14 protein-coding genes are annotated in these 15,348 nt (G+C 60.6%); 6 read left to right on the top strand and 8 right to left on the bottom strand.

Features of this window, described 5'->3' with window-relative positions:
- Positions 1-94: 94 nt before the first annotated feature.
- The 4 genes from I7X13_RS18125 to hpf all read left to right on the top strand — a co-directional run bounded on the left by I7X13_RS18125 (position 95) and on the right by hpf (position 2,996).
- The gene (locus I7X13_RS18125; protein ID WP_198069791.1) at positions 95-1,240 is read left to right on the top strand and encodes an acyl-CoA dehydrogenase family protein; all 1,146 of its coding nucleotides are present in this window, start codon (positions 95-97) and stop codon (positions 1,238-1,240) included.
- A 177-nt stretch (positions 1,241-1,417) separates the two neighbouring features.
- Positions 1,418-1,612 carry a 30S ribosomal protein S21 gene (gene rpsU / locus I7X13_RS18120; RefSeq protein ID WP_168672574.1) on the top strand — a complete coding sequence of 65 codons (195 nt, stop codon included), beginning with the start codon at positions 1,418-1,420 and terminating at the stop codon, positions 1,610-1,612.
- Positions 1,613-1,779: 167 nt separating this feature from the next.
- Entirely contained in the window at positions 1,780-2,658 is an 879-nt protein-coding gene (locus I7X13_RS18115; RefSeq protein ID WP_198069792.1) for a tyrosine-type recombinase/integrase, read from the top strand.
- A 38-nt stretch (positions 2,659-2,696) separates the two neighbouring features.
- Entirely contained in the window at positions 2,697-2,996 is a 300-nt protein-coding gene (gene hpf / locus I7X13_RS18110; protein WP_198069793.1) for a ribosome hibernation-promoting factor, HPF/YfiA family, read from the top strand.
- 78 nt (positions 2,997-3,074) lie between these two features.
- Here the strand turns inward: hpf and metK are convergent, their stop codons facing one another.
- The 4 genes from metK to I7X13_RS18090 all read right to left on the bottom strand — a co-directional run bounded on the left by metK (position 3,075) and on the right by I7X13_RS18090 (position 7,228).
- Positions 3,075-4,337 (bottom strand): methionine adenosyltransferase, encoded by a 1,263-nt coding sequence (metK, locus tag I7X13_RS18105; protein ID WP_198069794.1) that lies wholly within the window; start codon positions 4,335-4,337, stop codon positions 3,075-3,077.
- A 185-nt stretch (positions 4,338-4,522) separates the two neighbouring features.
- Positions 4,523-5,257 carry an SDR family NAD(P)-dependent oxidoreductase gene (locus I7X13_RS18100; protein WP_198076560.1) on the bottom strand — a complete coding sequence of 245 codons (735 nt, stop codon included), beginning with the start codon at positions 5,255-5,257 and terminating at the stop codon, positions 4,523-4,525.
- Positions 5,258-5,366: 109 nt separating this feature from the next.
- Positions 5,367-6,587, bottom strand: coding sequence for a class I SAM-dependent methyltransferase (locus I7X13_RS18095; RefSeq protein ID WP_198076559.1), 1,221 nt, complete (start codon positions 6,585-6,587; stop codon positions 5,367-5,369).
- A gap of 29 nt (positions 6,588-6,616) precedes the next feature.
- Positions 6,617-7,228, bottom strand: a complete 612-nt coding sequence (locus I7X13_RS18090) for a hypothetical protein (protein ID WP_198076558.1) — start codon at positions 7,226-7,228, stop codon at positions 6,617-6,619.
- Positions 7,229-7,383: 155 nt separating this feature from the next.
- Between I7X13_RS18090 and I7X13_RS18085 the strand changes: the two genes are divergently transcribed.
- Together I7X13_RS18085 and ahcY are read left to right on the top strand one after the other, a co-directional pair.
- A complete protein-coding gene (locus I7X13_RS18085) occupies positions 7,384-8,160 on the top strand; it encodes a DUF4397 domain-containing protein (protein ID WP_198069798.1) in 777 nt (258 codons plus the stop codon).
- Between the two features lie 123 nt (positions 8,161-8,283).
- The gene (gene ahcY, locus I7X13_RS18080) at positions 8,284-9,603 is read left to right on the top strand and encodes an adenosylhomocysteinase (protein ID WP_198076557.1); all 1,320 of its coding nucleotides are present in this window, start codon (positions 8,284-8,286) and stop codon (positions 9,601-9,603) included.
- 60 nt (positions 9,604-9,663) lie between these two features.
- Here the strand turns inward: ahcY and I7X13_RS18075 are convergent, their stop codons facing one another.
- The 4 genes from I7X13_RS18075 to I7X13_RS18060 all read right to left on the bottom strand — a co-directional run bounded on the left by I7X13_RS18075 (position 9,664) and on the right by I7X13_RS18060 (position 15,014).
- Complete coding sequence (locus I7X13_RS18075) at positions 9,664-10,428, bottom strand: hypothetical protein (protein WP_198076556.1); 765 nt, start codon at positions 10,426-10,428, stop codon at positions 9,664-9,666.
- A 26-nt stretch (positions 10,429-10,454) separates the two neighbouring features.
- On the bottom strand, positions 10,455-11,504 hold the full coding sequence (locus I7X13_RS18070; RefSeq protein WP_198076555.1) for an LLM class flavin-dependent oxidoreductase: 1,050 nt from the start codon (positions 11,502-11,504) through the stop codon (positions 10,455-10,457).
- Positions 11,505-11,634: 130 nt separating this feature from the next.
- Complete coding sequence (locus I7X13_RS18065) at positions 11,635-13,866, bottom strand: prolyl oligopeptidase family serine peptidase (protein ID WP_198076554.1); 2,232 nt, start codon at positions 13,864-13,866, stop codon at positions 11,635-11,637.
- A gap of 68 nt (positions 13,867-13,934) precedes the next feature.
- Positions 13,935-15,014 carry a hypothetical protein gene (locus I7X13_RS18060; RefSeq protein WP_198076553.1) on the bottom strand — a complete coding sequence of 360 codons (1,080 nt, stop codon included), beginning with the start codon at positions 15,012-15,014 and terminating at the stop codon, positions 13,935-13,937.
- Between the last annotated feature and the right edge of the window lie 334 nt (positions 15,015-15,348).

The following is a 15,348-nucleotide window of genomic DNA, read 5'->3' as shown; positions in this document are numbered from 1 at the left end:
TGAATCGTACTTTCGTGGACCGAAAACGGCTAAATGGCCGTTGCAGTACCCACTACCTTACATTCTCCCAAATCCCACCCTTAGTTCCCTTTACATGGAAGCCGTAGCCACCGAAAACCAGACCATGATAGCGCAGATGGTGCGCGATTTTGGCGCCCAACACATCAAGCCCGAGATGATGAAATGGGATGAAAGCCAGGAGTTTCCCATCGACGTGTTTCATAAGCTTGGCGAGCTGGGCCTGATGGGCGTGCTGGTGCCCCAGGAGTACGGCGGAGCCGGTTTTGGCTACGTTGAGTACGTGACCGCCATTGCCGAGCTGGCCAAGATTGACGGCAGCATCGGCCTGAGCATGGCCGCCCACAACTCGCTCTGCACCGGCCACATCCTCCAGCATGCTTCCGAAGAGCAGAAGCAGAAATACCTGCCCAAGCTCGCTTCCGGCGAATGGATTGGGGCCTGGGGCCTCACCGAGCCCAACACCGGCTCCGATGCCGGCAACATGCGCACCACCGCCGTGCTCGACGAGAGCGGCGAAAATTATATTATCAACGGCGCGAAAAACTTTATCACCCACGGCAAATCCGGCAACGTGGCCGTGGTGATTGTGCGCACCGGCGAAGTGGGCGACTCGCACGGCATGACGGCCTTCATCATCGAGCGCGGCACGCCGGGCTTTGAGGCCGGTCGCAAGGAAGACAAGCTGGGCATGCGCGCCTCGGAAACCACCGAGTTGATTTTTACCGACTGCAAAGTGCCCAAGGAAAACGTCATCGGCAAAGTGGGCGACGGCTTTGTGCAGAGTCTGAAAGTGCTTGACGGCGGCCGCATCAGCATTGCCGCGCTCAGCCTGGGCATTGCCCAGGGCGCTTTGGAGGCGGCCACCAAGTACAGCAAGGAGCGTCACCAGTTCAACAAACCCATCAGCAGCTTCCAAGGCATCAGCTTCAAGCTGGCCGATATGGCCACGGAAGTGGAGGCCGCCAGCCTGCTCACCTACCGCGCTGCCGACATGAAGGACCGCGGCCTGAACGTGAACCTCGAATCGGCCATGGCTAAGCTCTACGCTTCAGAAGTGGCCGTGCGCACCGCCAACGAAGGCGTTCAAATCTTCGGCGGCTACGGCTACACCAAGGATTACCCGGCTGAGAAGTACTACCGCGACGCCAAGCTCTGCACCATCGGCGAGGGCACCAGCGAAATTCAGAAGCTGGTTATTGCCCGCGTACTGCTTAAATAAACCGTGGATTTTGGCGGATTTCGCGGGTTTTAGGTCTTGTTCGGTCGCCCTCGCCTAGACGTTGGAAATGAATCGACTACAAAATCCGTGAAATCCGTTTGAATCCGATAAATCCGTGATTATCTTTGCGGCCCGGTTTACACCGCCTCCCTCAGAAAATCTCCCTCATTCCCTGATATGATTATCATTCAAATCAAAGACAACGAATCGGTTGACCGCGCTCTGAAGCGTTTCAAAAAGAAATTCGAGCGCACCGGCGTTCTGAAAGAGCTGCGTCGTCGCACGTTCTTCCAAAAGCCCAGCATCACCGAGCGCAAGATGAAGCAGAAGGCTGTTTACAAGCTCGCCACCTACGGCCAGCCCGGCGAATAGCCCGAAAGTTTTTCGGCCGTTTAGCTTTGTTGAAAACCGGCTGGTTTGCCTCCGTTGGCAAGCCGGCCGGTTTTTTCGCGTCCATACCTGAGCGCTAGGCTTGGCTTCAACTAAAAAAATGCTACATTGGATGCCCGGCCCAACCGCCGGGCTTTTTTGGTGTTGGTATGGATGCTTTTCTCGATTTTTTGCGCTTTGAGCGGCGCTACAGTCCGCATACGATTGTCTCCTATCAGACCGATTTGGGACAGTTTGCGGCCTACCTCAAGTCGGCTTATGAACTGACTGACCCCGCTCAGGCCACGCACGCGCTAATCCGCGGCTGGGTGGTGGAACTGATGCAGGAAAACCTGGACCCGCGCACCGTGAACCGCAAAGTGGCCTGCCTGCGCTCGTACTACAAATTCCTGCTCCGCAACGGGCTTATTGACAGCAACCCCATGCTGCGCATTAAGGCCCCGAAAATGGCCAAAAAGCTACCCGAATTTGTGCCCGAGGAGGCGCTGAACGGCTTGCTGAACACGTTTGAATTTGGCGACGACTTTGCGGGGCAGCGCGACCAGCTAGTGCTGGAGATGCTGTACGGCACTGGCATTCGTCTCTCGGAACTCATTGGCATCCATGCCGACGATGTGAGCCTGGGGGCCAGCACCGTGCGCGTAACCGGCAAGGGCAACAAGCAGCGCCTCGTGCCCCTGAATCCCACGCTGAAGCTCGTGATTGAGCGCTACCAGGCCCGGCGGGCGCACGAGTTTGGCACGGTGGGCGGCCCGCTGCTGCTCACCGACAAGGGCGACGCGATGTATGAAAAGTTTGTGTACCGCACCGTGAAGCGCTATTTGAGCCAGATTACGACTTCCGGGGCGCAGCAGCACCCGCACGCGTTGCGGCACGCCTTTGCCACGCACCTTCTGGGTAAGGGAGCCGACCTGAATTCCATCAAAGAATTGCTGGGCCACGCCAGTTTGGCGGCCACGCAGGTGTATACGCACTTGTCCGTGGACCGCCTGAAATCCGTATTTGAACAGGCCCACCCCCGGGCCTGAGTTTCTGTTTACCCTTTTACCTCTTAATCACCCACCTTATGAAAGTACAGATGCACTCGGTGCACTTCGACGCCGACCAGAAATTGCTTGATTTTGTTCAGCAACGTTTGAATAAGCTGGAAACTTTTTACGATAGGGTTACCGAAGGCGAGGTTATTATGCGCCTCAACAATAAAGACGGCATCGAGAACAAAACCGTCGAGATAAAGCTGCTGGTGCCTGGCAACATCCTGTTCAGCCAGGAAGACGCTGCTTCGTTTGAAGCCGCCGCCGATGCCGCTACCGAAAGCCTGCGCCGTCAGATTACGAAGCACAAGGAAAAGGCCATTGCCCATTAATAAAGTTGGCGTTCTGCCCAACAAAAAGCCCCGCCTGATAAGTCAGACGGGGCTTTTTGTTGACGGGGTTTGTCGGGATTACAGCCCGAACTCGGCCTTAATCTGGGGCACGTAATCGAGCTTTTCCCAGGTGAAGGTTTCGAAGGTTTTGGTTTCGCCGCCGGGCATCACCACGTTCACGGTGCCGGGCTGGCGGCCCATGTGGCCGTAAGCCGCCGACTGAGCGAAGATGGGGTTTTGCAGGCCGAAGCGCTTCACAATGGCGTAGGGGCGCAGGTCGAACAGCTTGTTCACCTTCTCGGCCACTTCGCCGTCGGTGAGGGGCTGGCCGGCCGCGTTCTTGGCCTTGATGGTGCCGTAGGTGGTCACGAACACGCCCACGGGCTGGGCCACGCCGATGGCGTAGGCCACCTGCACCAGCACCTGGTCGGCCACGCCGGCGGCCACCAGGTTTTTGGCGATGTGGCGGGCGGCGTAAGCAGCCGAGCGGTCTACTTTCGAAGAGTCTTTGCCGGAGAAGGCACCGCCGCCGTGCGCACCCTTGCCACCGTAGGTATCCACGATGATTTTGCGGCCGGTAAGGCCGGAGTCGCCGTGGGGACCACCGATGACGAACTTGCCGGTGGGGTTGATATGGTAGATAATTTTGTCGGTGAACAGGGCCTGGGCATCGGCGCTCAGGCCGGCTTTCACGCGCGGGATGAGAATCGAGAGCACATCGGCTTTGATTTTATCCAGCATCACGCTCTCCGATGCATCGAACTCGTCATGCTGCGTGCTGATGACGATGGTGTCGATGGCCTCGGGCTTGTGGTCGTCGGAGTAGCGGATGGTTACCTGGCTCTTGGCATCTGGGCGCAGGTAGGGCATGGCCGTGCCCTCGCGGCGGATGGCGGCTAATTCCTGCAGCAGGCGGTGCGAGAGGTCGAGGGCCAGGGGCATGTAGTTGGCCGTTTCGTGGCTGGCGTAACCGAACATCATGCCCTGGTCGCCGGCGCCCTGGTCTTCGTCCTTGGCACGCTCCACGCCCTGGTTGATGTCGGGCGACTGCTCGTGCAAGCGGTTCATCACCTCGCAGGTGTCGGCGTTGAAGAGGTATTCGGGCTTGTTGTAGCCGATGCGGCGAATGGTTTCGCGCACGATGGGCTCGGCATCGACGTGGGCCGTGGACTTAATTTCGCCGGCAACGAGAGCAAAATCGGTCGTCACGAGCGTTTCGCAGGCTACTTTGGCAGTGGGGTCCTGGCGCAAGTACTCGTCGAGGATGGCGTCGGAAATCTGGTCGGCAACTTTATCGGGATGGCCTTCCGAAACTGATTCGGAAGTGAACAGATAGGGCATTGAGTGCGCGAAAAGAACGGAAGATAGAAACGAAGTGCGCCCGCCAGGCCGAAACCGGCGGGCGGGCGCGGCGCAAAAGTACGGAAATCCGAGCTATTGATGGCTATGCATTTGCCGAGGAAATGCGGTAGAGTTCAGCAGCCAACGAAAAATAGCTGCCATAATTCAGCGGCATCGATATGAAGCTACAGTTGCGCCAGCCGACCACCATCAACGACCAGTGTTGTGCCGTGCACGAAGCTGGCTTCGGGGGAAGCCATGAAGGCAATGGCGGCGGCCAGCTCCTCGGGCGTGCCCACGGTGGCTTTGTCTACTTTCTCGGTGCCGTTTTTCACGTTGGGATTGCTCCAGAGCATGGGCGTGTCCACGGCGCCGGGAGCCACGGCATTGATGCGGGTTTGCTTGCGGTCGAGCTCCAGGCTCAGGCCGCGCACGAAGGCCTCGAGCGCACCCTTGCTAGTGGCGTAGGGTACCACGTTGGCAGTGGTCTGGTGGGCGTGCACCGAGCTGATGGCTACAATGGCACTGCCCTTGGGCATGTGCGGCAGGCAGAGCTGGGTGAGTTGGGCCAGGGAGCGTAGGTTCACCAACATCAGCAGGTCCCACTGAGGCAGGGGCAGGTCCACGAGATGGTCGAAGGTCATCATGGCTGCGTCGCACACCAGCACGTCGATGCGGTGGTACTTGGCCAGCACTTTCTTCACCACGCCGCTGATGGCGCGGGGTTTGGCCAGGTCGCAGGTCATGAAAATTGCTTTGCCGCCGGCTTTGGTAATCAGGCGCACGGTTTCGGCCCCGTCGGCTCTGTCGCGGCCCAGCACCACCACAGTACCACCTTCGGCAGCCAGCCGCACGCAGCAGGCCCGGCCGATGCCGGACGTTCCGCCCGTTACCAGGCACACCTTATCTGTAAAACGCATTAACTGAGCTGTTGAGTGAAAAGCGCTGCACTGGCCGCGCAGCTACTCTACGGCTCACAACCAGTTAGGGTGGCTTTTGTGCTGGCTAAGTGGCACCGCACTTCCTGCGCTAGGCGAAGGCAGCTGCGCCATTCACCGGAGCCGTGAGCTTTTCGCAAACCAGCACCACCAACCGCCCGCGCAGGTCGGTAGTTGCAAACAGGTAGGTATCCCCCCCCTCGCGGATGCCGGTGCGCCGCCGGAAGTCGGCCACCGAATCGGGGAAGTTGCGGGTGGTGACGTGGGCACGCGCTTCCGGCCCGAGGTGGGCTTTGAGGGCCGTACCATCGGCTTTTTCCACGGCCAGGATTTTGAAAACGCGCCCCGGAAAATTGGCTCGTAGCACATCCGAAGTATAGAGGTGGCTGTGCTGATGTAGTTTAAGTAGCTCGAACGCCGTGCCGATGCTGCGGAAGGCGCCTGCTTTGAGCACCGCCGCGTTGGGCTCGTAGAGGTACTGCTGCGCCTCGGCGTAGCGCGGCGTAGCGCGGGCCTCGCGGGCGCGATTGAGGCGGAATTCCTGCTGAGTGCCGTCGCGGCGTAGGTTCAGGGCGAAGCGCTCGGGGTCTATGGCGGGCTCTTGGCCCAACTCGTAGAGCACTTCCTTCACCTCGTTATCCACGGCTACCACCCAGAGGCGGCGCACGTGGGCCAGGCCCTGTACGGCTTGCTCGATATCAAGCATGGGCGAAGTTTTGAGCAGGACTTTATCGGCCTTGTGCAGCAGCAATGGCAGCAGTTTCACCACGTCGGGCTCGCAGTCGCGCAGCAGAAAAATTTTGCGGGCGGCCGTGTCGCGCCGGGCCGGGTCGAGGTAAAGCCAATCGTAGTGGTGCGGCGTACTTTTCAGGAATGCCACCGCATCGGCGGCATTAATCGTGACATTATCGATGCCCAACTGGCTGAAATTGTAGCGTACCACGCCGGCCAGTGCGGGGTCGCGCTCCACGTAGTCGACCTGCGTCACACGGGCAGCGAAGGCGGCTGAGTCGGCGCCGAAGCCGCCGGTGAGGTCGGCCAAATGCTGGCCGCCTACCAGGCTGGCTTTAAAAGCCGCCGTGCGGGCCGACGACGCCTGCTCGACGGACAGGGCGGGCGGAAAAATCAGCTCCGGGTTATCAGCCCAGGCGGGTAGCTTGGCGCGGGCTTTCTGGCGGGCCTGAATCTGGCGCACCAGTTCGGGCACGGGGAGGCCGGGGTGGCGGCGGGCTTGGAGGGCCAGGTGGGCGGGGTCGTCGTGCAGGTGCGCGGCCACGTACCGCCGGGCCGCTTCGGGCAAGGGGTAGTCCATCGAAGACCTTATACGGGAAAACGCGGCGGTTAGCGCAACGCCCAGCGCAGCGAGAGCAAGGGCTGGCCCGTGGGCGCAGCCGCAAAGCCAATGGCGGCCGGCTGCAAGCGCTGCCAAGTGCCGCCGTGGGCCACGTCTTGGTTAAATGACTTCACCGCCCGTTGCAGGTGCGAGTTGGTGTTGCGATTGATAAAAACCGTAGCCAGCAGGCTGGTGGCGAATACCCCAATGGCTACCTGCTGCGTGGAATTAAAATACACCCGGTCGCCGTGGGCCAGAATCTGCTGGCCGTAGAGGCCAAACGAACCGACGGCCACCAGGCGGTCAATCAGGAAAAAAGTCTTCTGGCGGCGGTACTCGTCAAGGTGGGCCAGGGCATCGGCATTGCCAGCCAGGTAGGGGCGTAGTTTCTGCCCAAAGAAACCGGCCGTCTGGTAGTTATCGCCGCTGGCACCCGGGGCCAAAAAGTCGAAATTATGCTGGGGACCACCCAGGCCGCGCCCCTCGTCTTCGGGGGACAGGCGAATACTACCAGGGGCTTGCTGAGCTAATGCAGGAGCTAATAGGCTAACGGATAGGATAATAGTGGCCGCGCCACGGAGCTGCCATTTAACTGAGCGCAGCTGATTGATTTCGTGCATAGTAACAAATATAATGGTGCTTGAAGGGCTGAACAGAGCGTCGTGGTAATATTTTCTGACTGCCAACCCAACAAACCCGGGGTGCCACACGTTCAGGCCGAACCGGCTAATTACCCCTTGGGCCGCGTGTTTCACCCACCAATCCGATATTGTTCATGAAAACATCCTTCGTATTCCGCCGCGCCATTCAGGCCATTCTGCCGGCCACTCTGCTACTGGCCGCTTGCAGCAAGAGCGACACGCCCACGCCCACGCCGGCGGCATCTACGGCCAGAATTGCCATTTTCAACGGCGCCGCAAACGTGAACGTCGCGGCGAAGGTGCTGGTCGATGAAGCGGAAAAAGCTTCGCTCAACTACGGTCAGTTTGCCAGCTACCAGACCATTAACGCGGGCACTCCCACTTTCAAAATAGTGGGCGGGACCACCGTGCTGTCTACCCAGCCCCTGACCATTGACAAGGACAAGAGCTACTCTTTTTTCGCCTACAATCCCGGCCCTACCAATGCGACCACCGGCCTGCTAGTGGCCGATGACCTGACCGCTCCGGCTACTACTCCTGCCCCCGGCAAGGCAAAAATCCGGTTGGTGCACATTGCGCAGGGGCTTGGCACCAATAGTGGCCAGGGCACCGCGCTGCCAATCAATTTGAGCGAAGCCCAGACCGTGGGCTATGCCGACCGTATTCCCAATGTAGCTTTTGGCACTGCCTCCAACTTTTTGGAAATCAACGCCGGTACCTTCAACTTAGCTATTACCACGGGCACCGCGCCTTCCAACACATTCCAGTTTAATGTGGGTGATGGCTCGGGCTCCGGCACCGGTACCAAAGCATTTGAAGCCGGTAAAATATATACCATCATCGTGCGGGGCGCCGAGAGCAACCTCGACACCACCTTGAAACCAAAGGCCTACATTGTACCAAACAATTAGCCCTGGGAAGTGCCTTGTGCCACAAAAAAGCCCACGCCAACCGGCGTGGGCTTTTTTGTGGCACAAGGCGAACAAATCCAGTATCTTTGCAGTTGAATCGCCACACATAAATTAATCCGTATCATGGTGGAAACCACGACGAAGACGTACGTTCCGTACAAAGTAAAGGACATGAGCCTGGCCGAGTGGGGCCGCAAGGAAATCCGCCTCGCCGAAGCCGAAATGCCGGGTTTGATGAGCCTGCGCGAAGAATTTGGCGCGGCCCAGCCTTTCAAAGGTGCCCGCATTGCTGGTTGCCTGCACATGACCATCCAAACGGCCGTGCTCATCGAAACCCTGAAAGCGCTGGGCGCTGAGGTAACGTGGTCGTCGTGCAACATCTTCTCGACTCAGGACCACGCCGCCGCCGCCATTGCCGCCGCCGGCATCCCGGTGTATGCCTGGAAAGGCATGGACGAGGCCTCGTTTGACTGGTGCATCGAGCAGACGCTGTTTTTCGGCGAAGACCGTCAGCCCCTGAACATGATTCTGGACGACGGCGGCGACCTCACCAACATGGTGCTGGACCGCTACCCCGAGCTGGCCGCCGGCATCAAAGGCGTGTCGGAAGAGACGACGACTGGTGTGCTGCGCTTGTATGAGCGCGTGAAACAGGGCACGCTGCCCTTCCCCGCCATCAACGTGAACGACTCGGTAACGAAGTCGAAATTTGACAACAAATACGGCTGCAAAGAGTCGGCCGTGGACGCTATCCGCCGCGCTACCGACGTGATGATGGCTGGCAAAGTGGCCGTGGTGGCCGGCTACGGCGACGTAGGAAAAGGCACCGCTGCTTCGCTGAGCGGCGCGGGCGCCCGCGTTATCGTGACCGAAATTGACCCCATCTGCGCCCTGCAGGCGGCCATGGACGGCTTCGAGGTGAAGAAGATGGAAAACGCCATTCCGCGCGCCGACATCGTCATCACCACCACCGGCAACTGCGACATCATCCGCGAGGAGCATTTCCGCGCCCTCAAGGACAAGGCTATTGTCTGCAACATCGGCCACTTCGACGATGAAATCGACATGGCTTGGCTGAACCAGAACTATGGCCACACCAAAGACACGGTGAAGCCGCAGGTCGACATCTACACCATCGACGGCAAAGAGGTGATTATCCTCGCCGAAGGCCGCCTTGTGAACCTGGGCTGCGCCACCGGCCACCCCTCGTTCGTGATGTCGAACTCGTTCACGAACCAGACGCTGGCCCAGCTGGAGCTGTGGCAGCGCGCCGACCAGTACGAAAACCAGGTGTACACCCTGCCCAAGCACCTCGACGAGAAGGTGGCCCGCCTGCACCTCGCCAAAATTGGCGTGGAGCTGGACGAGCTGACCAGCAAGCAGGCCGACTACATCAAGGTGCCGGTAGAAGGCCCGTTCAAGTCGGACCTGTACCGCTACTAAGCCGGTACTCGGCTCAAGCAAAAAGCCCCGCCTGTGCATGCAGGCGGGGCTTTTTGGTGCTTAGCGGCGTGGGGTGGGCGACTTTTTCGGCGTTGGCAGCCTCGCCAGGTATTCCAACACGTATTGGTTTTCGGGAAATGCCTGCAGGGTGCGCCGGCCGAAGTAGCGGCACAAAGGCGCGTTGCCCAGGTGCGCAAAGCATTCGGTTTGGTACTGCAGGATTTGCTCGCGCATCAGACGGTTTTCGCTGGCCACTCCGTCCAGCGACTGCATGACTGCCGCTGCCCGCGAAAGGTTGTAGGACGCGGCGGCCCACTGCGCGTGGTCGAGCTGCAGGGTGGCCAGCTTGAAGTAGGCTTCCAGGAAAAGCGTGTAGATGCTCACCACTTCGGGGCCTTCCTGGCCGTAGTTATTGAGCAGGGCAATGAGCCGCTGGTACACAGGGTAGCTTTGGTTGCGGGTTTCTTCCTGCCGGTACAGGGCCCGTGCGTAGCAATGCAACACCGTGGGGTCGGCCGGACGAAGGGTGGCCACCTGCGCCACGGCCGCCACCGCATCGGCAAAGCGGCCATCGGCATAGGCCCGCTCCGATTCGGCTACTTCGATGGGGTGAAAAGCGGCTGGCTTAACCGGAACGAACCGTTGGGTGAGCGGCAGGTCTTTCAGCTCCGCCGCTTGCAGGGGCAAATCGTCATTCACATAGTGGAAAATCCGCTTGCTGGTCAGGAACGCGCAGTCGTTGTTGGGCCGGTACGTTTGCGAAAATCCCAGTTGCGGCGAAACCACCAGCCAGAATAAGCAAGCAAGTAGAAGCGTCGATTTCATTCGGAAATATAGCCCGCCCGGCCGCTTTAGGCCGGAACAGCCGCGACGCCCAGCGCCGCCCGCACCGCCGGCGCCACCTGGGTGCCCAGCAGCTCCACGGAGCGCAGCACGCTCTGGTGCGCAATGCCCTCGATGACCAACTGCGCCAGAAAGCGGGTATTGTTGAACAGCCGGTGCTGGTAGAGTAGCTTGTCGATAATGTCTTGCGGGGCGCCCACCAGCAGCGGGCCCTGTGGGCCGCAGAGGTAGTCGAAGTGGCGGCGGTCCATGGGCGACCAGCCCCGCTCGCGGCCGATGCGGTTCATGAGGGTGGAGTAGGGCGGGAAAAACTCGTCGCGGGCCTGCTCGGCGGTGTCAGCGAGGTGCAGGTGGCAGTTGATGGCCAGCTGCAGGGCGGCCACGTCGTGCCCGGCCTTCTGGGCCGACTCGCGGTAGAGCTCGGCAAAGGGCACGTACTGCGTCGGCGCCCCGCCCAGGATGGCAATGGTGAGCGGCAGCCCCAACTGCCCGGCCCGCACCACCGAGGCCGGCGTGCCGCCCACCCCAATCCAAACCGGGATTTTGGCCTGGGCCGGGCGCGGGTACACGCCTTTGGCGTCGATGGAAGCGCGGTGCTTGCCTTGCCAAGTCACCACTTCGTTCTCGTTGATGTTGAGGAACAGCTGCAGCTTCTCGATAAACAGCGCGTCGTAGTCCTTCAAATCCTGACCAAACAGCGGAAACGACTCGATGAAGGAGCCGCGGCCGGCAATCATCTCGGCCCGACCGTTGGAAATGAGGTCGACGGTGGCGAAATTCTGGAAGGTGCGCACCGGGTCGACGGAACTGAGCACGGTGACGGCGCTGCTGAGGCGGATGCGTTTGGTGATGGCGGCCACGGCAGCCAGAATGACTTCGGGGGCTGAGATGATGAAGTCGGGCCGGTGGTGCTCGCCGAGGGCCAGCACATCGAGGCCGGTATCATCGGCCAGCTTGCCCATGGCCAGGATTTCCTGCATGCGTTGGGCAGCGGCGTGGTCCTGGCCGACTACGTGGGCTGGGGCGATTTCGCCAAATGAGCTAATTCCGATTTGCATATTAAAGAGGGGCTAAACGCTGTAGAGACGCGACACTTCGCGTCTCGTCGTTGAACAACCGGGAACTTGCCCAGGCGTTTTCGTGCAACGAAGAGACGCAAAATATTGCGTCTCTACAGCATTCAATAGACTATTTCACATTCGGCGTCACGTCCATGTTGGCGTAGCAGAAGCTCCACACGTCGGCCCACTCGTCGATTTGCAGCTTGGTGCTTTTGCCCGCGCCGTGGCCGGCATTTACATCCACGCGGATGAGGGTGGGGTTGGGGCCGGTGTTGGCGGCTTGCAGAGCAGCGGCGAACTTGAAGGAGTGCGCGGGCACTACCCGGTCGTCGTGGTCGGCCGTCGTTATCATGGTCGCGGGGTACACGGCAGGCCTCAGGTTGTGCAGGGGCGAAAACGCCAGCAGGTTTTTGAACTGGGCTGCATCGGCCGAAGTGCCGTATTCAGGAGCCCAGTTCCAGCCGATGGTGAAGGTCTGGTAGCGCAGCATGTCCATTACGCCCACGGCGGGCAGGGCCACTTTGCAGAGGTCGGGGCGCTGCGTCATGGTGGCGCCGACGAGCAGGCCGCCGTTGGAGCCGCCCGCGATGGCGAGGTGGTCGTAGTCGGTGTACTTGTTGGTTTTGAGGTACTCGGCAGCGGCTATGAAGTCGTCGAACACGTTTTGTTTATTGGGCGTCATGCCGGCTTTGTGCCAGGCTTCGCCATACTCGCCGCCGCCGCGTAGGTTGGGAATGGCCAAAATGCCGCCATTCTCCAGCCACAGCATGCGCGCCACCGAGAAGCCGGGCGTGAGCGAGATGTTAAAGCCGCCGTAAGCGTAGAGGTAGGTGGGGTTTTTGCCGTTCAGCTCCACGCCTTTTTTGCGGACGATGAACATGGGAATCTTCGTGCCGTCCTTGCTGGGGTAAAATACCTGCGTGGTTTCGTAGTCGGCCGGGTTCACGTCCACCTTCGGGGCGCGGAAAACGGTGCTGGTGTTGGTGGCGAGGTCGTACTTGTAAATGGTGGTGGGGTAGGTGAACGAGGTGAAGGCATAGTACACCGCCTTGGCATCGCGCCGGCCGCCAAAACCGCTAGCGGTGCCGATGGCCGGCAACTGCACGTCGTGCTCAAACTTGCCCAGCTCCGAATACACCTTCACCTGCGAGCTGGCATCGTGCAGATAATCAGCAATGAGCTTGCCGCCCACCTGGGTCACGCTTTCCAGTTTGTTCTTGCTTTCGGGCAGCACGTCGTGCCAGTTGGCTTCGGCGGGCTTCTTCGGGTCGATGCGGACGACGCGGTAGTTGGGGGCCTTGTAGTTGGTGTACACCAGTACCTCGCCGCCCACGTTGCCGATGACGTTGTTGTTGAACTCATAGCTCGAAATGAGCGTGGTCCAGGTTTTGGCCTGCTTGGGGTCGGTGAGGTCGCGCACCAGCAACTGGTTGCCGTCGGCCTTGCCATCGGTAAGCGTCAGGGCCAGAAACCGCTCGTCTTCCGTGGCGTTGGCGAAGCGAAAGCCGAGGGGCATTTTCGGGTTTTCGTAAACCAGCTGGTCGGCGCTCTGGGGCGTGTTTAGCTTGTGGAAGTACACCTTGTGGAACTCATTTTTACCCGAAAGGCCGTTTTCACCGGCTTTGGGCGCGTCGTAGCGGCCGTAGTAGAAGCCGTTCTTGGTCCACGACGTGCCCGATACTTTCACCCATTCCAGGGTTTCGGGCAATAGCTTGTTGGTGGTCAAGTCCATGATGCGGACCTTGTGCCAGTCAGAACCGCCGCCGCTGGTGGCATAGGCCAGGTAGCGGTGGTCGTTGCTGAACTCGGTGCCGGCCAGGGCGGTGGTACCGTCGGCCGAGAATTTGTTGGGGTCGAGCAGTACCTGCGGCTCCTCTGTGCCGCGCTGGCGGTAGAGCACGGCCTGGTTCTGCAAGCCGTCGTTCTTGCTGAATACCAGTTCCGAACCCACCTGCTCGGGCACGCCAAACCGCTCGTAGTTCCAGATTTTGGTGAGGCGCTCGCGGATTTTATCCCGGAACGGAATCTGCTTTAGATAGCCAAAAGTCACCTCATTCTCCGCCGTCACCCAAGCCTTGGTTTCGGGCGAGTCGAGGGCTTCGAGCCAGCGGTAAGGGTCGGGCACTTTGGTGCCGAAATAAGTATCGGTGAAGTCGGTTTTGCGGGTTGCGGGGTATTTCACGGGGGGCAGGGGAGGGGGAAGTTCCAGCCCGGCGCGGCGGCTGGGCTCGCCGTTTTCGGGCACGGTGGTTTCGGTGAGGGCCTGGCGGTTGGGCAAGGTGTTGCGGGCGGGCGGGGCGGTGGCGCGGCAGGCCGTAGCAGCCGTCAATACGGCAACCAGAGGTAAAACAGCTTTCATGAAAGAGAAGAAAGACGAAGGCCGTTGCCAGCCCGACAAATTGGATAGGAAACCGGGGATTTTGAAAATTAGTCCATCTGCACATCATCGGCTACCACGCTACCCGGGTTGCGGGGCGTGGCATCGGGTGCGGCCGTAGGGCCTGCCGCCGCGCTGGGCTGGCTGATGGCCGACGCCACCAACTCGGGCAGGTTGGCGCGCAGCCAGCGCAGCTCTTCGTCCACTTGCTGGCTCACGAGGCGCTCCACTTCGAGGCGCTGGGCGGGGCTGAGTTGGTCGAGAACCGGCGTAGCTGGGGTATTGTTGGCCTCTGGTGCGGCAGCAAGTACGAGAGCTTCGGCGCGTTTCACGCGGGCCACGGAGTCGGCCACGGCAGCGCTGGTTTCGGCGGCAGCGGCCTGGGCGGCAGTCGCCGCCTGCTTGGCCAGCAGGGTTTCGCGGCGCTGCTGACGGCGCCACTGGCCCAGCGTCACGCGCAGCATGATGTAAAGCACCAGGCTCAGAATGCCCAGAATGAGCGCCAGCGGGGCTGCAAACCGGTACAGCAGGCTGCCAGGACCAGTAGCAGGTAACGCTGCGGCCGAAGTACCGGCCGCGTCGCGCTCGGCGGCGGCTTGGGCTTCGGCGGCTTCGGCTGGGCCGGGCGCGCCGGGCGCAGCGGCGGTGTCGGCCGTTTCGGGGGCCATGGCGGCTGAAACCTCGCCCAGCGGCGTGCCCGAGGTGACGTAGTTGGTGAGGGCAGTTTCGAGGGCGGCCACGCGGGCCATACGAGCGGGGTCTTTGCGGCGCGCGGGCGAGCTTTTCAACTTGCTCACAATGGCTTTGGTGAGGGCGGCCAAGCGGGCCGGGTTGTCCTTTTTGCCTTGGTAAATGGCGCCCCGGCCCTCAATGGACTGGTACAGCACACTGTACACGCGCAGGCTGTCGGGCCGGATGCTGGCGGCCAGCGCATCCAGGTTGCCGCCTTCGCAGCGCACGGTGCTTTTGAGGTTGGGCCGGCCGGCATCGTCGTACACGAAGCGCACCGTGGCGCACCAGATTTGCACCTTGCTCTCATCGAGCGAGGGTTGGCCGAGGGGCGTTTGGGCACGGAGCGGGCCGCTGAGCAGCAACAGCGCCAGAGCGGTCAGAACAAAGCGGGAGGTCATAAGCAGCGCGGTTTTGGCCGAAAAGTACGGCGAGGGGCGCTATTTAGTATGGGTTTGGTGCTACTTCAGCCGGGCTCGTCCTTCGCTGTCAGCTTACGGGACCAAAAAAGAACGGAAACGGGCGGCGCTCCACCATGCTCAGAAATCGAATGCTTGCTGGCAGCCCCGGTACAATGCCCACATGCAGTTGCTTGCGCAACCGGAGCAATGAATAAACTTATCGGTCCGAACCCTTTGGCGGCTTCGTGCCCAGCCGGTGGGAAGAGAATGCCATTTGCTGTCCCCCCAAAGGCCAATCTAAAAATACTTGAGGGGCGCGAGGGCGGACGAACGT

Source organism: Hymenobacter negativus (assembly GCF_016056375.1).
Classification (GTDB): domain Bacteria; phylum Bacteroidota; class Bacteroidia; order Cytophagales; family Hymenobacteraceae; genus Hymenobacter; species Hymenobacter negativus_A.
This window is presented reverse-complemented; position numbering and strand designations above follow the sequence as displayed.